The organism is Actinoallomurus sp. CA-150999, from assembly GCF_050942425.1.
GTDB lineage: Bacteria > Actinomycetota > Actinomycetes > Streptosporangiales > Streptosporangiaceae > Actinoallomurus.
On record NZ_CP192063.1, the window covers coordinates 5,819,239 to 5,844,011 of the forward strand.

At 71.5% G+C, this 24,773-nt stretch carries 26 protein-coding genes; 12 read left to right on the top strand and 14 right to left on the bottom strand.

All coding sequences use genetic code 11. From position 1 onward, the window contains the following. The first annotated feature begins 10 nt into the window (after positions 1–10). Together ACQP2O_RS26855 and add are read left to right on the top strand one after the other, a co-directional pair. Positions 11–1,018 (top strand): nucleoside hydrolase, encoded by a 1,008-nt coding sequence (locus tag ACQP2O_RS26855; protein WP_433190636.1) that lies wholly within the window; start codon positions 11–13, stop codon positions 1,016–1,018. Beyond that, entirely contained in the window at positions 1,015–1,944 is a 930-nt protein-coding gene (gene add, locus ACQP2O_RS26860) for an adenosine deaminase (RefSeq protein WP_433190637.1), read from the top strand. Before ACQP2O_RS26855 ends, add begins: the two co-directional genes overlap by 4 nt. Positions 1,945–1,987: 43 nt before the next feature. Here add and ACQP2O_RS26865 read toward each other — a convergent pair whose 3' ends face one another. After that, on the bottom strand, positions 1,988–2,755 hold the full coding sequence (locus ACQP2O_RS26865) for an SDR family NAD(P)-dependent oxidoreductase (protein ID WP_433190638.1): 768 nt from the start codon (positions 2,753–2,755) through the stop codon (positions 1,988–1,990). A gap of 156 nt (positions 2,756–2,911) precedes the next feature. On the opposite strand from ACQP2O_RS26865, the gene ACQP2O_RS26870 reads away from it, so the two are divergent. Both ACQP2O_RS26870 and ACQP2O_RS26875 read left to right on the top strand, forming a co-directional pair. Further along, a complete protein-coding gene (locus ACQP2O_RS26870; protein ID WP_433190639.1) occupies positions 2,912–4,135 on the top strand; it encodes an SLC13 family permease in 1,224 nt (407 codons plus the stop codon). A gap of 6 nt (positions 4,136–4,141) precedes the next feature. After that, the gene (locus ACQP2O_RS26875) at positions 4,142–4,624 is read left to right on the top strand and encodes a universal stress protein (RefSeq protein ID WP_433190640.1); all 483 of its coding nucleotides are present in this window, start codon (positions 4,142–4,144) and stop codon (positions 4,622–4,624) included. A 7-nt stretch (positions 4,625–4,631) separates the two neighbouring features. On the opposite strand, the gene ACQP2O_RS26880 is transcribed toward ACQP2O_RS26875, so the two are convergent. Continuing rightward, positions 4,632–5,375: a DedA family protein gene (locus ACQP2O_RS26880; protein WP_433190641.1), complete on the bottom strand. Its 744-nt coding sequence runs from the start codon at positions 5,373–5,375 to the stop codon at positions 4,632–4,634. Between the two features lie 104 nt (positions 5,376–5,479). Between ACQP2O_RS26880 and ACQP2O_RS26885 the strand changes: the two genes are divergently transcribed. Continuing rightward, positions 5,480–6,949: an AlkA N-terminal domain-containing protein gene (locus ACQP2O_RS26885; RefSeq protein WP_433190642.1), complete on the top strand. Its 1,470-nt coding sequence runs from the start codon at positions 5,480–5,482 to the stop codon at positions 6,947–6,949. A gap of 19 nt (positions 6,950–6,968) precedes the next feature. After that, positions 6,969–7,547 carry a methylated-DNA--[protein]-cysteine S-methyltransferase gene (locus ACQP2O_RS26890; RefSeq protein ID WP_433190643.1) on the top strand — a complete coding sequence of 193 codons (579 nt, stop codon included), beginning with the start codon at positions 6,969–6,971 and terminating at the stop codon, positions 7,545–7,547. Between the two features lie 246 nt (positions 7,548–7,793). Here ACQP2O_RS26890 and ACQP2O_RS26895 read toward each other — a convergent pair whose 3' ends face one another. Continuing rightward, positions 7,794–9,416, bottom strand: a complete 1,623-nt coding sequence (locus ACQP2O_RS26895; protein ID WP_433190644.1) for an alpha/beta fold hydrolase — start codon at positions 9,414–9,416, stop codon at positions 7,794–7,796. Between the two features lie 135 nt (positions 9,417–9,551). Beyond that, positions 9,552–10,409 carry a helix-turn-helix transcriptional regulator gene (locus ACQP2O_RS26900; RefSeq protein ID WP_433190646.1) on the bottom strand — a complete coding sequence of 286 codons (858 nt, stop codon included), beginning with the start codon at positions 10,407–10,409 and terminating at the stop codon, positions 9,552–9,554. 103 nt (positions 10,410–10,512) lie between these two features. On the opposite strand from ACQP2O_RS26900, the gene ACQP2O_RS26905 reads away from it, so the two are divergent. After that, positions 10,513–11,247, top strand: coding sequence for an SDR family oxidoreductase (locus ACQP2O_RS26905; RefSeq protein ID WP_433190648.1), 735 nt, complete (start codon positions 10,513–10,515; stop codon positions 11,245–11,247). Here ACQP2O_RS26905 and ACQP2O_RS26910 read toward each other — a convergent pair. From ACQP2O_RS26910 to ACQP2O_RS26940, 7 genes are all read right to left on the bottom strand, one after another. Next, positions 11,235–11,555: a YciI family protein gene (locus ACQP2O_RS26910; protein WP_433190650.1), complete on the bottom strand. Its 321-nt coding sequence runs from the start codon at positions 11,553–11,555 to the stop codon at positions 11,235–11,237. The genes ACQP2O_RS26905 and ACQP2O_RS26910 overlap by 13 nt on opposite strands. Positions 11,556–11,622: 67 nt before the next feature. Next, complete coding sequence (locus ACQP2O_RS26915; RefSeq protein ID WP_433190652.1) at positions 11,623–12,477, bottom strand: LysR family transcriptional regulator; 855 nt, start codon at positions 12,475–12,477, stop codon at positions 11,623–11,625. Positions 12,478–12,661: 184 nt separating this feature from the next. Next, positions 12,662–13,354 (bottom strand): response regulator transcription factor, encoded by a 693-nt coding sequence (locus ACQP2O_RS26920; protein WP_433190654.1) that lies wholly within the window; start codon positions 13,352–13,354, stop codon positions 12,662–12,664. Between the two features lie 308 nt (positions 13,355–13,662). Next, positions 13,663–14,508 (bottom strand): TIGR02452 family protein, encoded by an 846-nt coding sequence (locus ACQP2O_RS26925; RefSeq protein ID WP_433190656.1) that lies wholly within the window; start codon positions 14,506–14,508, stop codon positions 13,663–13,665. 66 nt (positions 14,509–14,574) lie between these two features. Beyond that, complete coding sequence (locus ACQP2O_RS26930) at positions 14,575–15,141, bottom strand: GNAT family N-acetyltransferase (protein ID WP_433190658.1); 567 nt, start codon at positions 15,139–15,141, stop codon at positions 14,575–14,577. A gap of 78 nt (positions 15,142–15,219) precedes the next feature. Next, entirely contained in the window at positions 15,220–15,648 is a 429-nt protein-coding gene (locus tag ACQP2O_RS26935; protein ID WP_433190660.1) for a nucleoside deaminase, read from the bottom strand. Then, positions 15,645–16,514, bottom strand: coding sequence for an LLM class flavin-dependent oxidoreductase (locus ACQP2O_RS26940; RefSeq protein WP_433190662.1), 870 nt, complete (start codon positions 16,512–16,514; stop codon positions 15,645–15,647). Before ACQP2O_RS26940 ends, ACQP2O_RS26935 begins: the two co-directional genes overlap by 4 nt. 93 nt (positions 16,515–16,607) lie before the next feature. On the opposite strand from ACQP2O_RS26940, the gene ACQP2O_RS26945 reads away from it, so the two are divergent. Both ACQP2O_RS26945 and ACQP2O_RS26950 read left to right on the top strand, forming a co-directional pair. Further along, positions 16,608–17,066 (top strand): Lrp/AsnC family transcriptional regulator, encoded by a 459-nt coding sequence (locus tag ACQP2O_RS26945; RefSeq protein WP_433190664.1) that lies wholly within the window; start codon positions 16,608–16,610, stop codon positions 17,064–17,066. 171 nt (positions 17,067–17,237) lie between these two features. Beyond that, positions 17,238–18,287 (top strand): aldo/keto reductase, encoded by a 1,050-nt coding sequence (locus tag ACQP2O_RS26950; RefSeq protein ID WP_433190666.1) that lies wholly within the window; start codon positions 17,238–17,240, stop codon positions 18,285–18,287. Positions 18,288–18,306: 19 nt separating this feature from the next. Here the strand turns inward: ACQP2O_RS26950 and ACQP2O_RS26955 are convergent, their stop codons facing one another. Continuing rightward, a complete protein-coding gene (locus tag ACQP2O_RS26955) occupies positions 18,307–19,227 on the bottom strand; it encodes an SDR family oxidoreductase (protein WP_433190667.1) in 921 nt (306 codons plus the stop codon). Between the two features lie 124 nt (positions 19,228–19,351). Here ACQP2O_RS26955 and ACQP2O_RS26960 point away from each other — a divergent pair, with 124 nt between their 5' ends. Both ACQP2O_RS26960 and ACQP2O_RS26965 read left to right on the top strand, forming a co-directional pair. After that, positions 19,352–19,936 (top strand): TetR family transcriptional regulator, encoded by a 585-nt coding sequence (locus ACQP2O_RS26960; RefSeq protein WP_433190669.1) that lies wholly within the window; start codon positions 19,352–19,354, stop codon positions 19,934–19,936. 226 nt (positions 19,937–20,162) lie between these two features. Continuing rightward, on the top strand, positions 20,163–20,906 hold the full coding sequence (locus ACQP2O_RS26965; RefSeq protein WP_433190670.1) for a Clp protease N-terminal domain-containing protein: 744 nt from the start codon (positions 20,163–20,165) through the stop codon (positions 20,904–20,906). 270 nt (positions 20,907–21,176) lie between these two features. Here the strand turns inward: ACQP2O_RS26965 and ACQP2O_RS26970 are convergent, their stop codons facing one another. Then, positions 21,177–23,684 carry a tetratricopeptide repeat protein gene (locus ACQP2O_RS26970; RefSeq protein WP_433190672.1) on the bottom strand — a complete coding sequence of 836 codons (2,508 nt, stop codon included), beginning with the start codon at positions 23,682–23,684 and terminating at the stop codon, positions 21,177–21,179. A gap of 81 nt (positions 23,685–23,765) precedes the next feature. Between ACQP2O_RS26970 and ACQP2O_RS26975 the strand changes: the two genes are divergently transcribed. Beyond that, entirely contained in the window at positions 23,766–23,945 is a 180-nt protein-coding gene (locus tag ACQP2O_RS26975) for a tyrosine-type recombinase/integrase (RefSeq protein WP_433191173.1), read from the top strand. Here the strand turns inward: ACQP2O_RS26975 and ACQP2O_RS26980 are convergent. Then, entirely contained in the window at positions 23,876–24,661 is a 786-nt protein-coding gene (locus tag ACQP2O_RS26980) for a MerR family transcriptional regulator (protein ID WP_433190674.1), read from the bottom strand. The two genes, ACQP2O_RS26975 and ACQP2O_RS26980, sit on opposite strands and share 70 nt — an antisense overlap. Positions 24,662–24,773: the final 112 nt, after the last annotated feature.

Here is a 24,773-nt window from a genome sequence, read left to right on the forward strand (position 1 = left end):
AGGAGATCGGATGAACGCTGATGACGGGACGCCGCGACGGGCGGCCGACCCCCTTCGCCTGGTGATCGACACGGACACGGCGTCGGACGACGCCGTCGCCCTGCTCCTCGCGTGCGCGGAGCCGATGACGGAGATCGAAGCCGTGACGACCGTGGCCGGGAACGTGCCGCTCGACATGGCGACCCGCAACGCCCTGATCGCTCTGGACATCGGGGGGCGAGGCGACGTGCCGGTGTATCCCGGCTGCGAGCGGCCCCTGCGCCGTCCGCTGGAGACCGCGCAACACGTCCACGGCGTCGACGGCATGGGAGACGTGGGTCTTCCCGATCCGGCGCGGTCCGCGCAGTCCGCGCACGCGGTCGAGCGGCTCCTCGAACTCGCCCGCTCCAGGCCCGGGGAGCTCACCCTGGTCACGCTGGGACCCCTGACGAACGTCGCCGCCGCCCTGGTGCGAGACCGTGATCTCCTGCGGAGGTTCCGCCATGTCTACAGCATGGCCGGGGCCGCCGACGCTCATGGGAACGTCAGTCCGGTCGCGGAGTTCAACGTGTGGGCGGACCCGGAGGCCGCCGCCATCGTGCTCGACGCCGGTGGGCCCATCACGTTCGTCGGCTGGGACGTGTCCCGGCGGTATGCCGTGATGGACGCCGACGATCAGGCCAGGCTGCTCGCGATGGGCACCGTCCGCGCCGACTTCGCACACCGGATCAACCGGAGCGTCGCGGAGTGGGCGGCCACGGTGACCGGTCTGAAGGGATACGACCTTCCCGACCCGGTCGCGATGGCGGTCGCCCTGCGCCCCAAGATCACGCGCGAGACCGAACGCGTGCACGCGACCGTGGCAGTCGGAGACGAGGCACGCGGGGCTCTTCTCGTGGATCGGCGGGCGAACGCGCCCGCCGCCAACGTGGACCTCGTACGCGTCGTCGACTCGTCGGCGTTCAAGGAGATGCTCTTCGGGGCCTGCGCGGATGGGGCCCTCCTGGCGGACACCCTGGCATGCGAGGCGGGCCGGTGACCGGGCGAATCGAACTGCACTGCCACCTGGACGGCTCGGTCCGGCCGGCGACCATCCGCCGGCTGGCCGCGGCCCAGGATCTGACGCTGCCGGGGCCGGTGGAGAGCCTCGCGGTGGCCCCGCCCTCGTGCAAGACGTTGCCGGAGTACCTCGGGTACATCGATGTCGCCCTCGACGTGCTGCAGCGACCGGAGGCGCTGCACGAGGTGGCGATGGAACTGGTCGAGGACTGGGCCGGCGACGGTGTCGGCCACGGGGAGGTGCGCTTCGCCCCGCAACTGCACCAGCGGGCCGGCCTCCGGCCCGAGGAGGTCCTGGACGCCGTGGCCGAGGGCCTGGCCGAGGGGAGCCGCCGATGGGGCGTGACCACGAGCCTGATCCTGTGCTGCCTTCGGCACCAGCCGCCCCGGATCAGCGCCGAGGTCGCCCGGCTCGCCCTCGACCGCCGCGATGTCGTCGCGGGACTGGACCTCGCCGGGGACGAGACGATCCCCGGAGCACCGCACCGGGAGGCCTTCGACGCCGCCCACGCCGCCGGTCTTCCCGTGACGATCCACGCCGGTGAGGCCGCCGGCGCCGACAGCGTGTGGGAGGCACTCGACGTGCTCGGCGCCCGGCGCATCGGCCACGGCGTCCGCAGCGCGGAGGACCCGGCGCTGCTGCGCCGGCTGCGCGAGGACGACATCGTGCTGGAGATGTGCCCGACGTCGAACGTGCAGACCGGCGCGGTGCGCGCACCGGCCGCCCATCCCATCGACACGCTCCTACGGCAGGGGATTCCCGTCACCGTCAGCACCGACGCTCGCACCGTGTCGAACACCACCTTGGGCCGAGAGTTCGAGAGGCTTCGCGCGGTGTTCGGGTGGACGGCCGCCCAGGAACGCGAGTGCCAGGACAACGCCGGCCGCGCAGCCTTCCGCACCTGATCACTAGGGGGTCGTATCCGGTCTTCTGGGATCGGACGCCTGGTCAATGGGCGGAGAAGCCTCCGTCGACGAAGATCGCCTGGCCGGTGACGTAGGCGGACGCGGCGCTCGCGAGGAACACGGCCGCGCCGGCGAAGTCGGCGGGCTCGCCGTTGCGGCCGATCAGGGTGCGCTCGGCCATCGCGTCCTGCTTGTCGGCGGGGATGTGGGCGGCCAGCGGCGTCACCACGAAGCCCGGCACGAGGGCGTTGACACACACGCCGTGCGGCGACCAGGCCTCGGCCTGAGACCGGGTCAGGGCGACCAGCCCTCCCTTGGAGGCGCCGTAGGCGCCGCTGTTGCTGAAGGCGCGGAAGGACTGCTGGGAGGCGATGTTGATGATGCGGCCGTGGCCGCGCCGGGCCATGCCCGGGCCGAACCGCCGGCCGAGCAGGTGGGGGGCGTCGAGGTTGACGGCCATCGTCCGGTCCCAGGCGTCCTCGTCCAGGTCGTCCATCGGGGGCCGCAGGTTGATCCCGGCGCAGTTGACGAGGATGTCCGGCTCACCGAACGGCCGGGCGGCCTCCTCGGCGGCCCGCTTCACCGCGGCGCGGTCGGCCAGGTCGGCCGGGACGTACGCGGCGGGGCGGCCGTGGGATTCCAGTTCGGCGGTCGTCTCCCGCAGCTCGGCCTCGCGGCGGGCGACGAGGACCACCCGTGCCCCGGCCCGGGCCAGGGCGGTGGCGATGGCCCGGCCGATGCCGGAGCTGCCGCCGGTCACCACCGCGACGCGGGTATCGAGGGAGAAGAGGTCGTCCAGGAAACTCGTCACGGGCCGCCACCTTAGTGGACGCCAGGGCGGGCGAATTGTGGCGATAACAGCGGTGAGATGCTGATATCTCCAGACTGAGGCGGTTCGCCGGCGGGCCGTACCGTTCCACACCGGGAGGGCGCGCTGCACACCGTCGTCGCCGAGATCGTCTCCGTCGTGCTGCTGGTGGCGGTGCTGGTGTTCGCCGTCGCCCGCCCGCGCGGGCTGCCGGAGGCGGTCGCTGCGGTGCCGGCGGCCGGTGTCCTGGTGGCCGCCGGCGCGGTGTCGCCCGCACAGGCGTGGGCGCAGACCCGCACCCTGCTCCCGGTGGTCGGGTTCCTGGCCGCGGTGCTGGCGCTGGCGCAGCTGTGCGACGACGAGGGACTGTTCACCGCGGCCGGCGACCTGGTGGCGCGCGCGTGTCACGGGCGGCCGGTGCGGCTGCTGGCCGGGGTGTTCGCCGTCGCGTCGCTGATCACGGCGGTGCTGAGCCTGGACGCGACGGTGGTGCTGCTGACACCGGTGGTGTTCGCGACCGCCGCGCGGGTCGGGGCGCGGCCCCGCCCGCACGTGTACGCCTGCACCCACCTGGCCAACTCCGCGTCCCTGCTGCTGCCGGTGTCGAACCTCACGAACCTGCTGGCGTTCGCGGCCAGCGGACTGTCGTTCGCGCGGTTCGCCGGCCTGATGGCGCTGCCGTGGCTGGCTGCCATCGGCGTGGAGTACGCGGTGTTCCGGTGGTACTTCCGGGGCGACCTGGCCGTCGTACCGGCAGGGTCGCCGCCGGTCGGGCGGCCGCGGGTGCCGGTGTTCACGGTGGTGGTGCTGGCGCTGACCCTGGCGGGGTTCGCGGCAACGTCGTTCACCGGGGTGAACCCGGCCTGGGCGGCCCTCGGCGGCGCACTGGTGCTGGCGGTACGGGCGCTGCGGCAGCGGCGGACCACGGCGCGGCAGCTGGTGGCGGCGGCCGGGCCGCTGTTCTGCCTGTTCGTGCTCGCCCTGGGCATCGTGGTCAAGGCGGTCGTGGTGAACGGCCTGGACCGGGGCGCGGACCTGGTGCTGCCGCACGGGTCGGGCCTGCCCGCGCTGCTGGCGGTGGCCGGGCTGGCCGCGCTGCTGGCCAACCTGATCAACAACCTGCCCGCCGTGCTGGCGATGCTCCCGCTGGTGGCCTCCGGCGGGCCCGGGCCGGTGCTGGCGGTGCTGATCGGAGTCAACCTCGGACCGAACCTGACCTACGTCGGTTCGCTGGCCACCCTCCTGTGGCGGCGGATCCTGCGCGAGCACGACGCCGAACCCGGGCTGGGCGACTTCACCCGGCTCGGCCTGCTGACCGTACCGGCCACGCTGGTGGCCGCGACCGTGGCACTGTGGGTGGTGTTGGCGACGATCGGAGGCTGACCCGCCGTGAAAGTGATCATCTGGGTCGCGGAGGGCACCTGGGAGGCCGCCGTCGACGCGGCCCGCGACCTGATCCCCGAAGACGCCGACCTGACACTCCTGCACGTGACCGGTGACGAGATCGCCGCGGCCGCCCACCAGGCGTTCGCCGGCCTCCTCGGCCGGGGCCGCCGCGACCGCGACCCCGGCGCCCGGCTCGAGGCGCTGTCCCAGACCGCCGCCGCGGACCTCCTGGAGGCCGCCGCCGACCGCCTCGGACGCCCCGCGACGCGGCAGGCCGACCACGGCCGGATCGAACGCGAGGTCGTACGGGCCGCCGAGGACGCCGACCTGCTCATCTGCGCGCGCGACGGCGCCCGCGACCGGCTGGGTCCCCGCAGCCTGGCCCCGCCGACGCGATTCGTCGTCGACCACGCGCCCTGCCGTGTACTGCTGGTGTGGCCGGAGCCGCCCCCGGGCCTCGACTCCATCCCGCCCCCGCCCGGCTGAGGGAGGATCAGCCGTCCGCGGCGACCTCGGGCCGGTCGGCGGGCGCGGTGTCCTCGGCGGCGGCGGCCGGTTCGGTACGGGCGTCGCGCCGCCCGCGCACGCTCCGTACGGCCAGGACGGCGACGACCAGGCCGATCGCGATCCAGGTGCCGTACTGAGAAATGGTCTTGGCGACGTCGACGGCGTCCTGTCCGAGGTAGTAGCCCAGGCCGGTGAGCATGCCGATCCACAGCAGCGCGCCGAGCACGTCCAGGATCACGAACGTCACCAGGCGCATGCCCGTCCACCCGGCGATGACGAACAGCAACGCCGCCGGAACCGGCACGTAGTAGGCCAGGACGACGCCGACCCAGCCGAGCCGGTGGCCGAGACGCTCGGCGCGGGCCATCAGCCGCGCGCCCCGGGCGCCACGACCGGCCGCGAGCGTGAGCATCCCCCGGCCCCACAGCCGTCCCGCCCACCAGAAGAACGGGTCGAACATGATCATGCCGGGCACGGCGGCGACGACCGCCAAGGGCAGGGACACCTCCCCGACCCGGGCGAACGCGCCCGCGGTGACGATCGAGGTCATGCTGCCGGTCAGCAGCTCCAGCAGCACCGGGTTCTTGCCGATCAGCAGCGGGCGCAGCGGGATCAGCGCCAGGCCGTACAGGCCGCTCAGCGCGATCCCGGCCCAGCAGATCAGATCCGCGCGCCGCGGCCGCCCTGTCCAGGGCAGACCGGGCTGTGGGCTTCCCCCCGTGACCGACATCCTCCGATGGTAGGCCGTAGACGCTGGCCCCCGGCCCGGCGGCTCGCAGGGTGATGTCGGATTCTCGCGAGCAGAACACGGTGGCCACCGGGGATGCTAGTCGTATGCATGAGGACGTGGAACGCTGCATACGCGCCGTGCAGTCAAAGGACGCACGGTTCGACGGATGGTTCTTCACCGCGGTGATCACCACCGGGATCTACTGCCGCCCCAGCTGCCCGGTCGTGCCGCCGAAGCCGGAGAACATGCGGTTCTTCCCCAGCGCCGCGGCCGCCCAGCAGGCCGGATTCCGGGCGTGCAAGCGATGCCGCCCGGACACCAGCCCCGGCTCCCCGCAGTGGAACGAACGCGCCGACCTCGTCGCCCGCGCCATGCGGCTGATCGCCGACGGGGTGATCGACCGGGAGGGCGTGCCGGGCCTGGCCTCCCGGCTCGGGTACAGCACCCGCCAGATCGAACGCCAGCTGAACGCCGAGCTCGGCGCCGGCCCGCTCGCGCTCGCCCGCGCCCAGCGCGCCCAGACGGCCCGGCTGCTGATCGAGACCAGCTCCCTGCCGATGAGCGACGTCGCGTTCGCCGCCGGGTTCGCCAGCGTCCGGGCGTTCAACGACACCGTGCGGCAGGTGTTCGCGATGTCCCCGACCGAGCTGCGCGACCGGGTCGCCCGCGGGCACCCCGCCGCGACCTCCGGCGCCCTGTCGGTGCGGCTGCCGTTCCGCGCGCCGCTGTGCCCCGACAACCTGTTCGGGCACCTGGCGGCGACCGGCGTGCCCGGCGTCGAGGAGTGGCGCGACGGCGCGTACCGGCGCACCCTGCGCCTGCCCCACGGCCACGGGGTCGTCTCGCTGCGGCCGGCCCCCGATCACATCGCCTGCCGCCTGCACCTGACCGACCTGCGGGACCTGTCCATCGCCATCAGCCGCTGCCGGTGGCTGCTGGACCTGGACGCCGACCCGATCGCCGTCGACGACCTGCTGCGCGCCGACCCGCTGCTGGCCCCGCACGTCGACAAGGACCCCGGCCGCCGCGTGCCGCGCACCGTCGACCCCGCCGAGTTCGCCGTACGGGCCGTGCTCGGCCAGCAGGTGTCGACCGCCGCCGCCCGCACCCACGCCGCCCGGCTCGTCACCGCCCACGGCGAGACCGTCGACGACCCCGAAGGCGGCCTGACCCACCTGTTCCCCGGCATGGACGCCCTGGCAGCACTGGACCCAGAGACACTGGCGTTCCCCCGGACCCGCCGTACGACGCTGACCACGCTGATCGGCGCGCTGGCCCGCGCGGAGATCGACCTGGGGGCGGGAAGCGACTGGGGGCGGGCGCGGGAACTGCTGTCCGCGCTGCCGGGATTCGGGCCGTGGACCATCGAGATGATCGCGATGCGGGCGCTCGGCGACCCGGACGCGTTCGTCCCCACCGACCTGGGCGTGCGCACCGCGGCGCGGGAACTGGGCCTGCCCGTCACCCCTGCGGCCCTCACCCGGCACGCCGCGGCCTGGCGGCCGTGGCGCGCGTACGCGGTGCAGTACCTGTGGGCGACCGGCCAGCACGCGATCAACCGGCTACCCGCCTGACCTCGAAGAAGGAGCACCGATGAAGCACCGGTCGTACACGGTGATGGACAGCCCCGTCGGCCCGCTGACCCTGGTCGCGGCCGACGGCGTCCTGACCGGCCTCTACATGGACCGGCAGCGGTACCGGCCCGAGGAGCACACCTTCGGAGAACGGGATCCCGCGCCGTTCGGCGCGGCCGTCCGGCAACTGGAGGAGTACTTCGACGGCCGGCGGACGGCCTTCGACCTGCCGCTCGCGCTGGCCGGCACGGCGTTCCAGCAGCGTGTCTGGGCGGCGCTGTGCGAGATCCCCTTCGGCGAGACCGTCTCCTACGGCGAACTCGCCGAGCGGATCGGCCGCCCCACCGCCGCCCGCGCCGTCGGCCTGGCCAACGGCAAGAACCCCGTCGGGATCATCGTGCCCTGCCACCGCGTCGTCGGCTCCTCCGGCGACCTGACCGGGTACGGCGGCGGTCTGCACCGCAAACGGCACCTGCTCGCCTTCGAGCAGCGCGCCGGCGCGCACGCCGAAGATCGCGCGCCGATGGTTCTTCTGCCCTCCGAAGCCGACCGGTACGGCCCCGAACCGCTGTTCAGCGTCCACCATCCGGCTCCGTGAGGCCAGAGGAAGAACGGGCCCTGGGCGGTCTGCGAAATCCGGTCCGGCAGAGACGGCTCACCCCGACAGCCTCACGCTCGCCCGCGTCCTGGACGTCCACGGAATCCCGGCCACGGTCTACGAGGCGGAACCCTCCCCGACGGCGCGCACCCCGACGACATGGAGGCCGCACTCGCAGAGTACGAACACACCATGTTCACGCGCGCAGCCGCTGAAGCAGGAGACGACGACATCTACCAGGTTCAGTCAGCTGTACCGTTGCAGCAGTCCGTCCACGTACGCCTCCAGCCGTTCTCCCAGCACCTCGGACGTCAGATCGTCCCGCCCCAGGTCACGCCACGGCCCGGCCAGCTTCGCCGCGTCGGGGCAGTAGTGCAGGGCGTCGAGCAGCCGCCAGTACAGGTGGTCGGGGTCCTCGGCGAGGTCGCGGCCGCCGTTTGCCTCGTACGACTCGCGGAAGTCCAGTCCGTACGCCGGCCCGTGCAGCAGCGCAAGCGCGGTCGAGCAGTGCGCCACGTCCAGGTCGGCAGGTCCCCACGAGGTCTCGACCCAGTCCACGACACCGGTGATCCGCAGCTTGGGTCCGGCTCCCGTGAAGAGCACGTTCCCGGGGTGGAAATCGCGGTGCAGAAAGCAGCCTTCGTACGGCGGCGGGTCACGGCGGATCACGTCCACGGCCCGCTCCCACAGGGGACCATCCGGGGTGCGGACGCGCTCCGGGGACGTCCACGCCTCGTACGTGCGCGGTCTTTCGGACGGTACGACGCCGTGGACGCGGACGAGCTGGGCCGCGAGCAGATCCAGGCGCCGGTCGAGGTCGTCCTCGTCCACGCGGACGCGGCCCGGCAGCGCCGACATCAACAGGGTCGGGTGGTCGCAGTGTTCGGCCGTGGCGTCCACAGCGACGAACCCGGGAGCCGGGATGCCTTCCTGCCCGGCGAGCAGCGCCAGGACGGACGCCTCGCGGGCCAGCAGCCCGGGTCCCTGGTGGCGGAAGAACGGTTTTACGAAGGTCCGTTGCACCAAGGCCGTGCCGTCGTCGAGCGTGAGCCGCCGCATCTGGGAGCTCCAGCCACCGGACAGGAGGCGCAAGTCGGCGACCGAGCGGCCGTTGCCGAGCTGCTTGGCCACCCACGCGCGCGTCGCCGTCCATCCCCGGTCGTCGAAGCCGGTCAGCACCGCCTCGACGAACTCCCGCCGGTCGTCACCGTGATCACGGAACCACATGCCCAGCTGGTGCTGTGCGTTCGGAAGGTCGAACCGCGTGTACTGGGTGCGCGCGGCCAGTGCGTCCTGTACGGCCTCGGTCACCGCGGGCGGGATCACCGTGTCCGTGCCCGGCACGGCGAGCACCGCCCGGCCCTCGTACGCCCGCAGCACCTGAAGCACGGGCGACTCCTGCCAGCTGTCCGGCTGCCGGATGATGCCGCTGAACCGGCCGTTCCCGTCCTCGAAGGGCACGTCCCACGCCTTGGCGGTGTACACGGCGGGCGCGCACAGCCCCAGCGCCGCCACTCGATCCCCGTAGTACGCCACGAGATCGGCCACCGTCTGGCCGCTCATGCTGAAACCCACCAGGGCCAGCGGCCTGTCCGCCCCCGCGTATGCGTCGATCACTGCTACGGCCTGCTCGAACCGTCGCCGTAGGCTCAGCTCACTGAGCTTCCCGGTGCTTTCGCCGTGCCCGGAGAAGTCGAAGGCGATCCCGCGACAGCCGTGGGCGACGAACTCCCGCACCAGCGGAAGCAGCCGCTCCGTGCTGCTGGTGCCTGCGCCATGCAGCACCACGGCGGTGATCCCGGAAGGATCACCGCCGTACACACCACTGAGCCGTTCACCGTCGTGGTCGTGAATGAAGTCGAAAAGCATGCGCCCTATTCACTCACGAAGTGGCCTCCGTCTTTCGGGAGTGGTGACTGCCGGTATCCGACCCCGGCCGTCATCTGTGGTTGTAGAGCGTGCCTGGGGAGATGCCCAGCAGTTCAGCGATCGAAGTGACGGGATTCAAGCCTCCCGGGCGCTCAGGTCCTGGGTGCCGACCACTCTGAGCAGGCGCAACGCCTCATGCGACGGCGTTCCCGGCGCGGCCGTGTAGAAGATCGTCCACTGGTCGCGGTGCGGGTCGTGCAACCCCTCGCAGTCCAGGTCCAGCCACCCGACGAGGGGATGGCGCAGCCGCTTGCTCGCCGAACGGCGGACCTGGACATCGTGCTCGGCCCACAGCTCACCGAACTCCGGGCTGGCCGCGCGAAGCCGCCCGACCAGGCGGCGGATGCCCGCGTCATGGGGGTAACGGGCCGCCGCCGCGCGCAGGTCGGCGACCGACTCCCGGGCGAACCGCCGCGCGCCCTCCTCGTCATGCCGGGCGCGGGCCTCCGGGTCGGTGAAGAACCGCCAGATCAGGTTGCGCTCGCCCGGCGGTAGGCGGGAGAAGTCGCCCAGCAGGGCGGCCGCCATCGCGTTCCACGCCAGGACCTCGTAGGTGGCGTCGCACACCAGCGCCGGGGTGTCGTCGAGCCGGTCCAGCAGGTGCAGCACCCCGGGCCGTACGTCGCGGGCCGGCCCCGCCGGCGGACCGGGCACCTCCCCGCCCAGGTGGTACAGGTGGTCGCGTTCGTCGTCGGACAGGCGCAGCGCCCGGGCGATCGCGGCGAGGATCTGCCGCGACGGCCGCGGGCCCCGGCCCTGCTCCAGGCGGATGTAGTAGTCCACCGACATACCGGCCAGCTGCGCGACCTCCTGTCGGCGCAGGCCGGGGGTGCGCCGCCGCGGCCCGCTCTCCAGCCCGACGTCGGCCGGGCGGACCCGGGCGCGACTGCGCCGCAGGAACGCGGCCAGCTCCACGCGGTCGAGTTCGCTCACGCCCCCAAGCGTGCCCGACCGGCGACGCCGTGACCATGGGACCGCCGGTACCAGCCTCGGCGGGTCTCTCCCGGCCACGCCGAATGGCGGCGACGGTGAGGGCATGACCGACAACAAGATTGTTCTGATCACCGGCGCGAACAAGGGCATCGGCTTCGCCACCGCACGCGAGCTCGCCCGGGCCGGGCACACCGTCCTGCTGGGCGCCCGCGACGACGGGCGCGGGACCACGGCCGCGGACGAACTGGCCGGGCAGGGCCTCGACGTCCGCTTCGTGCACCTCGACGTGACCGACCCGGAGACGATCGCGGCGGCGGCGCGGTTCATCTCCGGCACCTACGAGCGGCTGGACATCCTGGTCAACAACGCCGGCATCAGCCGCGACCGGCCGCACCCGCCGGCCGAAATGCCCGCCGCGGCGTTGCGCGAGGTCTACGAGACCAACGTGTTCGGGGTCGTGGCCGTCACGAACGCGATGCTGCCGCTCCTGCGCAGGTCCCCGGACGCCGTCATCGGCAACGTCTCCAGCGGGCTGGGCACCGTCGCGTTCCTCACCGACCCGGACTCGCCGCTGTGGCAGTACGCGAACCTGCTCGCCTACAACTCCTCCAAGGCAGCCCTGAACGCGATCACCTTGATCTACGCCAACACGCTGCGCGAGACCGGCATCAAGGTCAACGCCCTGTCCCCGGGCTTCTGCGCGACCGACCTGAACGGCCACACCGGTCACATCAGCGCCGAGGAAGGCGGAGCCCACATCGCCCGCCAGGTCACCCTGCCCGACGACGGCCCGACCGGGGTTTTCCTGAGCGAGAACGGCGGCACCTACCCCTGGTGACGCGAGGGATCGCGCGGCGGCGCCGAAGGGGCGAGGCCGGGCAGCGCCCAGCGGGTCGGCTCGATCTCGATCACCTCGTAGGAGACCGCGCCGGTCTCCAGGAACGGATCCTCGGCGATGATCTGCTCGACCGCCGTACGGGAGGCGGCACGGGCGAGGATGACCCCTCCGACGCGGGGTACCCGGCGACCGGTCAGCAGGAAGGTGCCGGCCGCGACGTGCCGGTCGACGTACGCGTAGTGGTCGGGCAGGACCCGGTCGAGTCGGTCCAGGGCCCCATCGCGGTAGTTGAGCATCAGCAGGAACATGCGGCCAGGTAAACCGACGCCGTCGCGGGCGTCCACGAGGCGCCGCCTCACGCGGATGAGGCGGCGCCTAACGGGCCAGGCGGCGGGCGATGCCGGCCGGTCCGGAGTGAGGGACGTCACCCGGCCACGCCAGCGCGTACCTCAGCCGCGGCGGCTCGTCGGCCAGCGGCCGCCACCCGAGCCCGGGCCCGGTGTCCCAGGCCGGCCGCAGCGCGACGACCGGGTCACCGCAGGTCAGCTCGGCGAGCACGATGGCACGGCGGGCTCGTACGATCCGCGGCCGCGGCCGCCACCCCGCGCGATGGCAGGCGGCCAGGACGTCGTCGTGATAGCCGGGCGCCAGGTCCCGCTGGAACCACAGCAGTTCCTGTCCGTCCAGATCCGCCCAGTCGATCACCGTACGGGCGGCGAGCGGGTGCTCGGCGGCCATCAGCACGCCGAGCGGTTCGTCGTGGATCACCGCGGTGACCAGCCCGCCGGCGTCCTCGGCGGGCAGTGTGAGCAGGCAGCAGTCCAGGTCCCCGTTCCGTACGCGGGACGGCTGGTCGCCGCTGGGCAGGTCCTCGAACCGCAGGGGAGCGCCACGAGCGGCCTCTCGGATCCGGCGCGGCAGATCCGGCGGCACCCCGGGCGGGACACCGATCACGCACGCGCGGACCGGCGCCGTGGCCTCGCGGACCGCACGGGCGGCGCGCGCGGCCGCGGCGAGGGTGCGGCGTGCCTCCGGCAGCAGCGCGTCACCGGCCGGGGTGAGCGACATGCCGCCCGGAGTCCGGTGGAACAACTGCGCGCCGAGCTCGCGTTCAAGCGCGCGGATCTGCTCGCTCACCGACGGGGAGCGCAGGCCCAGCCGTTCGGCGGCGCGCCCCAGATGCTGCTCGTCGGCGACCGCGCAGAAGTATCTGAGCTGCCGCAACTCCACGCGGCGAGGGTAGCCGACCCGCCGTCGGCCGAGGTCGGAGCCCGGGTGCCGATGTGTCCGGAGAAGGACGCCGGAGATGTCCACATGAATTCGATGTTCTCGAAATAGTGACGGTGCCTTCTGCGGGGATTTCCGGCCCCTGCCCTCAGTGCTCTTGTCACAGCCTCACGGTGGTTGCGGAGCATCAATTCCCTGATTCCTCGCCTCCCGCGTCTGCTCCGGTGTCGATGCGGTAGCCGACGCCCGGCACGGTGGCGATGATCCAGGGTTCGCCGAGCCGTTTGCGCAGTGCCGAGACGGTGATGCGTACGGCGTTGGTGAACGGGTCGGCGTTCTCGTCCCACGCGCGTTCCAGGAGTTCTTCGGCGCTGACGACACCGCCTTCGGCGGCGACGAGGACTTCGAGCACGGCGAACTGCTTCCTGGTCAGCGCGACGTAGCGGCCGTCTCGGTAGACCTCTCTGCGGAACGGGTCCAGCCGCAGACCTGCGATCTCTCGCACGGGAGGCCTGTTGTGGGCGCGTCTGCGGTCGAGTGCCCTGAGCCTGAGCGCGAGTTCTCGGAGTTCGAAGGGTTTCGTGAGGTAGTCGTCGGCGCCGAGTTCGAACCCGGAGGCCTTGTCGTCGAGACGGTCGGCCGCGGTGAGCATGAGGATCGGCATGCCGCTGCCGGAGGCGATGATGCGTTTGGCGATCTCGTCGCCGGAAGGTCCGGGGACGTCGCGGTCGAGGACGGCGATGTCGTAGGTGTTGACGCTCAGCAGTTCCAGAGCGGTGTCGCCGTCACCTGCGATGTCGGCCGCGATCGCCTCCAGGCGTAGGCCATCGCGGATGGCTTCCGCCATATAGGGCTCGTCCTCGACAATCAGCACACGCATGCTATCGATGCTACGAGTCGGCGCATATCGTCGGCGTATCGGAAACCGCATACGTGCCGGCAACACCATGCCGCCTTGCCGGGAAGCATGAGCGAAAGCGACAAAATCGAGTTCTTTAGCGGCCGGCGTTCCCCCGGAGTACCAAAATCATCTTTTCCGCGAGGCGGTCTCCAAGCACGTCCACCCATGTATGCCGACCCTGTCCAGGCCCCGGGGACGCGGCAGCGACCACCTGCCGGTGGCGGCCGGAATCAGCTGGTGAACCCCGAGAGCCGATGCCTTCCGCCGCTGACCGCGTCACGAGGCGCTCAGCCCGGATGCGGTGTCTCGGCCGCGAAACGCGCGGCGAACGCCGCGCGGTTGGCCGAGTCCGGCTTACGGTCCCAGACCGCGAAGACGACGTGGTCGAACACGGCGCGGAACTCCCCGCCCGCGCTCAGATGCGCGTGGAACGCCGCGGCGACCTGATGCGGATCGTTGCGGAACACCCCGCATCCCCACGCGCCCAGGACCAGCCGGCGCGCGCCATGGTGGGCGGCCACGGCCAGCACCCGCCGCGCCCGGTCGTGCAGCACCTGCGGGAGCCGCTCCCGTACGGCCGGATCCCGGCGCACCGCCTCACCGGCGTTGGGGGCGGGACAGGTCAGGAACGACACCGGATACGGCTCGGCCAGCAGCTCGCCGTCGCCGCCCCGGTGCACCGGCACGTCGGGGGACCAGATGACGCGGTGACTGTAGAGCAGGTCAGGGGACGCGCGGTGCGCCTCGTAGTAGTCCGGGGCCCGCAGCAGGCACGGGTACAGCAGGGAGTGACGGCAGAGGTCCTCCTCCTGCGCGCGGGCGCCGCCGAGGTAGCCGCCGCCGGGGTTGCGGGCCGAGGCGAAGTTCAGCACGGCGATCCGGCCGGCGCCGGCGAGGTGAAGCCGCCGGGCCGCCTGCAGGCTGCCCTCGGCGGTCACCTCGACGCGCGTCCCGTCACCGTCCCGCGGGGGAGGAGGCACGATCCGCGCGTCGGCGGGATGACTCACCGTGCCCGCCATCGCCGCCTCCAGCGCGGGACCCACGGCCACGACCGTGCCGTCCGCCGTGGTGTACCGGCCGTCGGCGGCGATGTGCGCGTTGTCCGTCGCGTACCGGCGCAATCTGCTACTCACGGTCGGTGATCGTACGGCGTGGAGGCAGGCGCGATCGAACCGTTTTCCCGTCGGACGCCCCGCGCGCTACCCCGCCTGGCGGACCCGCCACTCGTCCTCGAGCATCGCGTAGATCACCTCGTCGGTCCACTCGCCCTTGACCATCTCGTTCTGCACCAGGTGCGCCTCGCGGCGCATGCCGAGGCGTTCGAGGACGCGTGCCGAGGCGGCGTTGCGGCCGTCGAGGCGGCCCACCACACGGTGCAGACCCAAGCCCTCGAACCCCAGACGCAGCATCACCACGGAGGCCTCGGTCGCGTAGCCGCGGCCACCGTGGTCGGGGTGAAAGATGTAGCCGACCTCGCCCTGGCGGTGTTCACGGCTGGTCCAGAACAGCACGACGTCCCCGACGAGCGCGCCGGTCTCCGGCAGGACCACCGCCAGCTGCAACGCGTCGCCCTCGTCGGCGAGCACCGACGAGCGGATCTTCTTCTCCAGGGCCTCGCGGACCTCGTCGGGGTCGCGGGCGCCCCAGTACAGGTAGCGCGCCACCTCCGGACGCGAGTGGATGTCATAGAGGGCGTCGAAGTCGTCGAGGGTGTAGGGGCGCAGGTGCAGACGCTCGGTGAGGATCGGGTAGTCGGGTTTTAGCACCACTCGATCTTAGGAGGGCCCTCCCGCCGAATGGACCACCGCCGTGGCTTGGGAACAACAGTGCCGCGCCCGGGGGCGTCATCCGGGGTAGAAGCCCTCGATCGGCACACGGGCCTCGTCGTACAGCGCCGGGCCCTCCTGCGGCACCTGCGGCCAGGCGCCGCCGGGATTGAGCCCATCGAGCTGCTCGGTGGACAGCGCGAACACCACCCGGCCCAGGCCGGAGCGCTGAATGGCGCCGTAGCACATCCCGCAGGGCTGGCAGCTGGTGTACATCGTGGTGGCCGTCGCGGTCGCCGCGTCGAGTTCGCGGGCCGCCCACCGGGCCAGCTTCAGCTCCGGGTGGGCGGAGATGTCGCGGTCCCTCGTGACGGTGTTGTGGTCCTCGGCGAGGACGTCGCCGTCCGGGCCGACCAGCAGCGATCCGTAGGGGGCGTCGCCACCCGCGCGGGACCGGGCGGCGAGCTCGATGGCCCGGCGCAGGAATCTCTCGTTGTCAGGTGTCACGGTCTCTCCGTTTCGTGAGGAGTGCTCAGGTCCCAGCGGTCGGCCACGGTCGCGAGCGCCCGCCATGCCGTCTGCGGATGCAGCGTCTCGGCCGGGTCTCCGCCGAACGGATCGAGGACGACGGTGTCGGCGCCGAGTACGCGCAGTTGTTCGAGGTCGTCGACGATCTGCTCGATGGAGCCCTCCCCGGCGGCGCGGTCCGGGGCGGTGACGGGGGAGTCGGTGAGGCGCAGGAGGATCCGCGGGGTCAGCGCGGGCACCGGGCGGTCCAGCTCGTCGGCGAGGGCCTTCATCCGGTCGGCCGCGTCGCGCAGCCGCGGGACGGTGAGGTCGCGCAGCGGGTGCCACGCGTCGCCGAGCAGGACCGCCCGGCGCATGCCCGCATCGCTGTTGCCGCCCACCCAGATCGGGATCGGGCCGCTGCGGTAGTCGTCCTGGTCCGCCCAGGCGGCGCGCAGGGCCCGCAGGTGATCGTCGGTCAGCCGGCCGCGCCGTTCGAAGGGCACCCCGAGCGCCGCGAACTCCTGGCGCGCCCAGCCCACGCCCACCCCGAGGACGAGCCGTCCTCCGCTGATCCGATTGAGGTTGGCCGCCATTCGGGCGACGAGCAGCGGATGCCGGTACGGCACGATGAGGACGGAGGTCCCGAGCCGGACCCGCTCGGTGACGCCCGCCAGCCACGACAGCGTGGTGAACGGCTCGTAGAACGGCGCCGGATACTGCTCGGCGACGTCCGGCGTCACCGCCACGTGGTCGGAGATCATCAGCAGGTCGAAGCCGAGGGTCTCCACCGTCCGTGCCCAGCGGCACAGCACGTCCGGATCGGTCCCGGGCCCGTAGTTCGGTACGTTCACCCCGATTCGCATGACTCAACGCTATCGAGGCGCTCCGCCGCCTTTGAAGAGATCGTTCACGGCGTGCGGAGCGGGATGCCGTGGATCTGCCGGTATATTCGCCGAATGGCCGAGGATCTCGACGAGACCGACTGGGTGATCCTGAGCGAGCTGCAACGCGACGGCCGGCTGGCGCTCACCGAGCTCGGGCGCAGGGTCAGTCTCAGCGCCTCGGCGACGACCGAGCGGGTCCGGCGGCTGGAGTCGCTGGGGGTCATCGCCGGCTACCGCGCCGACGTCGACCTGGGCAAGGTCGGCTTCACCGTGCTGGCGGTGGTGCGGCTGAAGTACCCCGGCAGCCGGCACGAGCCGCTGCGCCGGCTGCTCTCCGGGCGCACGGAGATCCTGGAGTGCCTGCGGACCACCGGCGAGGACTGCTACACGCTCAAGGTGGCCGCCGGATCCATGGCCCACCTCGAACGCCTCGTCGACGAGCTCGCGCAGTTCGGCAGCACCACCACCAACGTGGTCTACAGCCAGACGCTGCCCTACCGCGGACCCTCCTCGCCACCGTCGGCGGACTGACCTCCACGCTCCAATCGCGATCGGAGATGCCGGACCAAGGAGTTGATCTAGAGCCGACTCTAGCTCCTAAGGTACGGGCGGAGCCGGGCCGCCTGCCGGATCGAGGCTGCCGACGGCTTCGCGATCACCGACGTGATCGCCCTCCCGTACCACCGACAAGGAGCAACGACCGTGCGCTACCGCGTTCTCGGCGGCACCGGCATCGAGGTGAGCGTCCACTGCCTGGGCGCCATGATGTTCGGAGCCGTCGGCAACCCCGACCACGACGAGTGCGCCCGCATCATCCACGCGGCCCTCGACCAGGGGATCAACTTCGTCGACACCGCCGACATGTACTCCGCGGGGGAGTCGGAGGAGATCGTGGGCAAGGCCCTGAAGGGCCGCCGTGACGACGTCGTGCTGGCCACCAAGGTGCACTTCCCGATGGGCGAGGGACGCAACCGGGGCGGCAACTCACGACGCTGGATCATCAAGGAGGTCGAGGAGAGCCTGCGGCGGCTCCAGACCGACTGGATCGATCTGTACCAGATCCACCGTCCCGACCACACCACCGACGTCGAGGAGACGCTCTCCGCGCTGAGCGACCTGGTGCACCAGGGCAAGATCCGCGCCTTCGGATGTTCCACCTTCCCCGCCGAGGAGATCGTCGAGGCCCACCACGTCGCCGAGCGCCGCGGCCTGCTGCGTTTCCGCAGCGAGCAGCCGCCGTACTCGCTCCTGGCCCGGGGGATCGAGGCTTCGGTGCTCCCGACCTGCCGCCGTCTGGGCATGGGCGTCCTGACCTGGAGCCCGCTCGCGTCGGGATTCCTGACCGGCAGGTACCGCAAGGGCCGGCCCGTCGACCTGGCCACCGGCCGCGCCTCCCTCATGCCGGGACGCTTCGATCCCGCGCTGCCGGAGAACGCGAGGAAGTACGAGGCCGTCGAAGCGCTCGTCGAGCTGGCCGCCGACCTCGGCTGCTCACTGCCCGCGCTGGCGACGGCCTTCCCGGTGGCGCATCCCGCGGTGACCTCTGTCATCATCGGCCCGCGGACCATGGAGCAGCTGGAGGAGACGCTGAAGGGCGCCTCGCTCACCCTCGACGACGCGGCCCTCGACCGGATCGACGAGATCACGCCTCCCGGGACCGACCTGTACCGCGCGGACGGCGCCTGGCAGCCGCGCACACTGACCGACACCTCCGTACGGCGCCGCCCCCTCACCGACCGCGCCGCCGGCTGAGCGCCCGAGTTCGGGCACATCAACGTGGTCGGGAGGCCGACGTGGTGAGGTAATCGCCGTGTTCCAGGTCGTCGAGCAGTGTCGGGTGGGTGGGCGACCAGCCGAGCAGCTCCCGGGTGTGAGAGCCGGAGACGGGCACGTCGATGCCGTAGACGGTGGCCATGAACGGGCTCGGGAAGTGCGCGGCGGCCTCGTCCGGGGTCAGCGAGACCGTGGGCAGATCGAGGCCCCGGGCGATCGTCTCCGCGATGCTCTTCAAGGTGACGCCGTTTTCGGCCACTCCGTGCAGCACGCTGCCCGCGGGAGCCTTCTCCAACGCCAGGCGGAACAGGATCGCCGCGTCGAGCCGGTGCACCGCGGGCCACCGGTTGCCGCCGTCGCCGACGTAAGCCGACACGCCGGTCCGTCGTGCGGTGGCGAGGAGCATGCCGATGAAGCCGTAGTCCCCGGGACCGTGGACGGTGGGAGCGAGCCGGACCACGCTCGCGCGTACGCCCCGGGCGGCGAAGCCCAGGCAGGCTCGCTCGCCCACGACGCGGAAGGCGGCGATGCCGGCCGTGTCGGGCTCGTCCTTCTCGGTGCTCTCCCGGCCGGCGGGCATGACCAGCGTGCCCGAGGTGCTGACGAACGGCTTGCCCGTGTGTTCCAGCGGTCGGCCGAGCGTCTCGATCGCGGTCCGGTCGCGCCGCATCATGTCGTCGAGGTCGGTGAAGTCGCCACCGTAGGCCATGTGCAGGACACCGTCGGCGGCTTCGGCGCCGCTCCGCAGGCTGTCGAGGTCCTCCAGGGAACCGCGGTGTGGTGTGGCGCCCAGCGACTCCAGCCGAGTGGCGGCGGCATCCGAACGCGCCAGACCGGTGACGGTGTGGCCGGCCGCGACGAGCTCGGTGACGACGGCGGGGCCGGTCAGGCCGGAACCACCGGTGACGAAGACGTGCATGAGGCCCTCTCTCAAATAACGCCAGTGACTGGCGCTAAGTAGCGCCAGTCGCTGACTCTACACGTAGCGCCAGTCACTGGCGCAATGAAATGTCGGTCACTGGCACATCCGGTAGCCTCGGGGCGTGCCACGGAGCGGAGCAGAAGCGCGCCGCCGCCTTCAGCAGGCGGCCCTGGAGCTGTACCGGGAGCGCGGATTCGACCAGACCACCACGGCAGAGATCGCCGCCCGGGCCGGCGTCAACGAGCGCACGTTCTTCCGGCACTTCCCGGACAAGCGCGAGGTGCTCTTCGACGGCGAAGCCGACCTGCGCGCCGCACTGATGCAGGCGGTGGCCGAGGCGCCCGATGGCCTGGAGCCGCTCGAGATCCTGCTCTGGGCCTTCCGGAAGGCCGGGCGGATCCTCGAGGACAACCGCCCGTTCTCCGAACCACGGCTGGAAGTCATCGCCGTGACGCCAGCGCTCCGCGAACGCGAACTGGCCAAGGCCGCGTCGCTCACCGGCGCCGTGGCGGAGGCGCTGCGGCAGCGCGATGTCGCCGACCGGCTGGCCGGCCTGGCCGCCCAGACCGGCTGGGCCGCCTTTCACCAAGCGGCGCAAGCCTGGATCGACGACTCCTCGCAGAGCTTGGACGCACACCTCCTCCAAGCCTTCGACGATCTGCGCGCCCTCTCCGCGACCGTCCCGCCGGCGCGACCCGAAAGCTGACATCACCCCGCCCGCGGCCACCGATCGTCACGAGCGAACGGCGACACGAGCGCTCTTCAAGGGCGCCGAAGTCCAGGTGAACGTCCGCGCATCCCTCGCGGCAAAACCAGCGTCGGCGGTGCGATACCTCTTCGAGGTTCCATGGGGTTACTTTGCTCTTCCATCATAACCCTCAAGGGGGTATAATTTAACTAACCCCATTCACCCCCCATAGGGAGGACTGGCCGTGCCGAAGATCAACGTGTACCTGCCCGACGACCTGGCGGAGGCGGTCAAGGACGCCGGCGTGCCGGTGTCGGCGGTCTGCCAGCGCGCCCTGGAACAGGCGGTACGGCGCGTCACCGCCATCCGGCAGACCGCACTGAGCGAGCTGTCAGCCGACCACCTGGACGAGCGGCTGCCCGCTTTCACCGCTCGTACCCGAGCCGTGATCAAGCTGGCCATCGACCGCGCTCTCGCCGACGGCTCCGCGAACGTCGGAACCGGACACCTGCTCGCCGGCATGGTCGCCGAGGGCGGAAATCTGGCCTTGCACGTCCTCCGGGCCGTGGACATCGACCCCGCCCAGATCCAGCGCGACCTCGAACGGCAGACGGGCACCGAGGAGGGCGGAGCAGAGGACGACTCGGTGCACTTCAGCACCGCCGCCGCCGGCGCACTCGAACTCGCGGTGACCGAGGCGACGGGGCTCGGGCACAACTACGTCGGTTGCGAGCACCTGCTCCTGGGCCTGGTGACCGAACCCGACGGCACGGCCGGCCAGGTCCTGCGGGAGCACGGAGCCGAAGCCCGGCTGACCCGGCGTGCCGTGACGGCCGCCCTGGCGGGCTACGTTCACCTGCGCGCCCAGACCTCCGCCGCCGATCCCGCCCAGGCCCTGGCCACCGTCGTCCAGCAGCAGCTCCAGCCGCTCATCGCACGCATCGAGCGGCTGGAGGAACGCCTCGGCCCGGTGCCCGAACAGCGGTGACCGCCGTGGTGCAGCACACCGGGACGGCGGGCCCGCGAGCGGACCGAGGCTCGCATGCGTGAGTCTGCCGCCCACGTCGTGCTCCGGTACGCGGCCGTGACCGGATTCTGGCTGGTGGTCCTGCTTCCGCTCCTGTCCGGCGCGCGATGACCCGGCGGAGCGGAGGCGTTGGTCCGCTGACGGCCGCCTGCCCGGCCGACCGCGACGCGGGCCGCAGGTCGTGATGCGGGGGTGCAGCCCACATACGCCATTCTTGGCGAATCCCTGACCTCAGGGTTGAGGGTCGGAGCCCTCGTAGGTCATGCGGATCAGGACGTCGGCTGTGGCGGGGCCGAGGGCAGCGGTCAGGTGTCGTCGGAGTTCCTCTTCTGAGGTTTGTCTGCGCAGCTTGATCAGCGCCTTGAGGCTCCGCTCCACGCCGGGCATGTCGTGCGTCATGGCGACCGTCACGGCAAGGGCATGCTGGCCGGCCGCGGCGCGGATGTCCGCGACGCTCTCGGCAAGTTCGCCCAGCCGCCTGTGGGCGACGCTGGCGCCGAGCCAGAACTCCGTCTCCCGGGCCCTGGCGAGCCCGCGCTGGTACCAGTCCTCGGCACGTGGCACGTCCTGGCGGCTCGCTGCGGCCTCGCCCATCGTCAGGCAGGCGACGACATCGTCGGCTACCCGGCCGGCCTGCTGATAGGCGCGGCGTGCCTCACTGCACAGTTCCTCGGCACGCCGGTGGTCGCCCTGCTGGGTAGCGATCACCGCACGCCGCAGCTGGACCATTGCGGCGCCGTCCTCGTCGCCATTCTCGCGACGGAGCGCCAGGGCATCCTGCAGGAGGTCCTCCGCATCGGTGAATTCGGACGCCGTGCCCGCCAGCGAGGCGAGTTCCTCAAGGACCTCCGCTCTACCACCGAGGTCGTCGACCCGCTCGAATCCGCGCGTCGCCTCTTCCAGCAGGGTGAAGGCCGCGTCGTCCCGCAGCTGGGCCGCCATTCGAGCCGCCCTCAGCAGTGAGAATGCCGCCTGCCTGGCATCTCCCTCCCGAGCGAAACCGGCAGCGGCTTCTTCGTACTTCTTCCGGGCGTGCTCGGGGTCTCTCAGGTCCTCGGCGATCCGGGCTACCTGGAACTGGAAGGTGGCATCCGGCTGACGCATGATGCGCTGATAGGTGCCGAAGGCGTGGTTGACCGCCTCGACGCTGGAAACGGCCTCCCCTAGGCGGCACCTGACCCGTGCTAGAAGCAGCACGTTGTCCGCGACGAGATGACCGATGCCTTCCTGCTGAGCCAGCTCGACGGACCTGTGGTAATAGTCGACCGCCAGTTCCACGTCCCCTCGCTCGCAGGCGACCCAGCCCAGGTGGTGCAGGGCCTTGGCCAGCGGAATCCGGTCGCCGGGGCCGTCCTCATCAGCGGCGGTTACCGCCTTTTCCAGCCATTCCTTCGCCGCCTCCCACTCTTCGCGAGTCTGGTGCACCACGCCAAGCCAGAGACAGCCCAGCATGAATGCCTGGCCTTCTTCGCGAAGCCACGTCAGATACTCCTTGAGCAGTTGCTCGGCCTGGTCCGTCGCGCCACGGCCCAGCAGGACGCGCACCGCCTCTTCAAGGTAGAAAGTCCCGGTGAGGCCGCCGCCGATGTGCCAGTGATGAAGCACTTCGAGCAGCGGCCGCAGCTTGGCCGCATGGTCGAAGACGCCCTCGGCCCGCCATGACCAATAGCGCATCGCCGCCTGATGTGCGAGGCCAAGAGAGCGTCTGTCAGCGAGCTCAGGATCGGTCAGCAGCGCCGCGGTGCTGCGGGGCACCGCCCACATCCGCTCGCCACGGCCGGACGGATCCTGGTACCGCTGGATGAGGTCCACCCGTTCGAGCTGGTCGAGTGCGGTCTCCATACCCTCGGGCAGTACGAGTTCCGGTGCCGAAGCCGCATCGTGTTTTCGGATGAGGTTCCAGGCGGCGGCTCGCTCGTCCAGCGCGTTGCGGAACACCGCCGTTCCGAGCAGCAGGTCTCCGGAGATCCCTCCGAGAGCGTCGAGCAGTTCATGCAGCAGCGCCGCGGCCGGATCAGGCGATGCCAGCCGGTCCGCCACCTCCCCGAAGGTCAGATTGCTGGTCCGCAACAGCCTGTCGAGATATTTAAGGGAGTTCGGGTTCCCGTCCAGCAGATGCCATGCGCGCTCCTGTTGCTCGCGGTCGAGCAGCGGCATGAGGCCGCGCGCATCATCCATCGGCAGCCCCGACAAGGGCCAGAGTTCCAGCGGCACTTCGGCCTGACCGGACAACGTAAACGTGTGACGGCTCGTGACGATCAGCCGTTGTCGCCCGTCGAGAGCAGCCCATGAGGCAATGAATTCCGCCAGCGTGGTGTCCGCGACGGTCCATTCCGCTCCGTCGAGCCGCAGATTCTCCTCAAAGCCGTCCAGCACCAGGACCACAGGGACCCGCTCGACGATGGGCCGCATCGCACGTATCCCGGCATCCCAGGTCGCCCCTGGCTCGGCCAGTACCGTAAGTGACCTGTCACGCTGCGCGTCGGACAGCCCGGGAACCGTCGAGAACCTACGAGCCAGGGTCTGCATGATCTCGTTGGGGCCGTACCCGCCGGTCATCGTAGCGGCCGTCGCCGTCCGGAATTCGGGGGCTCGCAGCAGCTCTGTCACCAGCTCGGTCTTACCCACACCGACACCGCCATGGAGCAGTACGCTCCGCCCACCCTCGCGCAGGCTCGCGCGCAGTCCGGCGAGTTCGGCCGAACGTCCCCTGAAACCACCCGTAACACCCGAGTCCACGGCTGATCAATCTACCGGCGCGGCACCACCCCGTGATAGGCCGATCAGGCGCTGAGATCCGGCACGCGCTCACCACATGCGATTAGCCGCCAACTCCGCCACGCCCACGCCACCGAACTCATCAACGCCGGCGTCTCCATCGGAGCCGTACGCCGCTGCCTCGGCCAAGCCTCCACCCAGACCACCCAGTTCTACGCCGAACTCGACGACGAGATCGACTCAATGTGGGTTTCTGGCGTATGTGGGCTGGAGCTCATGTAGTCGTGCAGGCGGCCGGAGCCTTCGAGCATCGCGGTCGCCTGCCGGTTGAGCGCGTCCCGGCGTTCGTCGAGTGCCGCGCGCAGGGCCTCGCGGCTTCCCGTACGGCGCAGTCCCTCCAGGACCGGTCGGATCCGCGGCAGGGGATAGTGGCTCTGGCGCAGGACCGCGATGAGGCGTGCGTCCCGTACGTCGGTGGCCGCGAAGCGGCGGTATCCGGTGGCCGGGTCGCGGCCTGGCGTGAGCAACCCGGCGGCCTCCCACACTCGCAGCGCGGAGCTGCGCACTCCCAGGCGGGCGGCCACCTCTCCGACGGTCAATCCGGCTCGCGGCAAGGTCTCGGTGTCGGGGCCCTGCCGGGTGAGCGCATCGAGGGCCTCGCTCGCCGCCTCCAGGGACAGTCGGCTCTGGTGCAGCGTCGCGTGTTCGGCGTCGACGAGCGTCAGCGCCCGAGGGAGGTCCTCCGCATGCACCGCACGCATGATCGCCTGCGCGGCACGAGGGCCGTACCCCTTGAGGAGGGCCCGGTAGGTGACCAGGGCGCTGCGGTGCCGCTCCTCGAATCGGCGGTAACCGGCGGCGGTTCGCGCCGCGGGCGGCAGGATGCCCGCGTCCTCGTAGTTGCGGATCTGCTGGGTCGAGACGCCTGCGACCCGCGCCAGGTCGACGGGGCGAAGCCGCCTCTCCTCCCGGAGCGCCGATCCTTGTGCCTCATCCACGAGTTGAAGGTTAGCGCGCGGCGACCGGTCGACGCTGAGGGAGAAGCCTCAACCACTTTCGGCGGGACACTTGAAAGTAGGGAGACCGGCCGGCCGCGGACGCCGCTTCCGG

Excerpts from the sequence above, each read along its gene's own strand:
- ACQP2O_RS26855 (WP_433190636.1), top strand. The coding sequence starts at position 11 with ATGAACGCTGATGACGGGACGCCGCGACGGGCGGCCGACCCCCTTCGC.
- ACQP2O_RS26880 (WP_433190641.1), bottom strand. The coding sequence starts at position 5,375 with ATGTCGGTCACGGGGGGAAGCCCACAGCCCGGTCTGCCCTGGACAGGG.
- ACQP2O_RS26885 (WP_433190642.1), top strand. The coding sequence starts at position 5,480 with ATGCATGAGGACGTGGAACGCTGCATACGCGCCGTGCAGTCAAAGGAC.
- ACQP2O_RS26890 (WP_433190643.1), top strand. The coding sequence starts at position 6,969 with ATGAAGCACCGGTCGTACACGGTGATGGACAGCCCCGTCGGCCCGCTG.
- ACQP2O_RS26895 (WP_433190644.1), bottom strand. The coding sequence starts at position 9,416 with ATGCTTTTCGACTTCATTCACGACCACGACGGTGAACGGCTCAGTGGT.
- ACQP2O_RS26905 (WP_433190648.1), top strand. The coding sequence starts at position 10,513 with ATGACCGACAACAAGATTGTTCTGATCACCGGCGCGAACAAGGGCATC.
- ACQP2O_RS26910 (WP_433190650.1), bottom strand. The coding sequence starts at position 11,555 with ATGTTCCTGCTGATGCTCAACTACCGCGATGGGGCCCTGGACCGACTC.
- ACQP2O_RS26920 (WP_433190654.1), bottom strand. The coding sequence starts at position 13,354 with ATGCGTGTGCTGATTGTCGAGGACGAGCCCTATATGGCGGAAGCCATC.
- ACQP2O_RS26940 (WP_433190662.1), bottom strand. The coding sequence starts at position 16,514 with ATGCGAATCGGGGTGAACGTACCGAACTACGGGCCCGGGACCGATCCG.
- ACQP2O_RS26945 (WP_433190664.1), top strand. The coding sequence starts at position 16,608 with ATGGCCGAGGATCTCGACGAGACCGACTGGGTGATCCTGAGCGAGCTG.
- ACQP2O_RS26955 (WP_433190667.1), bottom strand. The coding sequence starts at position 19,227 with ATGCACGTCTTCGTCACCGGTGGTTCCGGCCTGACCGGCCCCGCCGTC.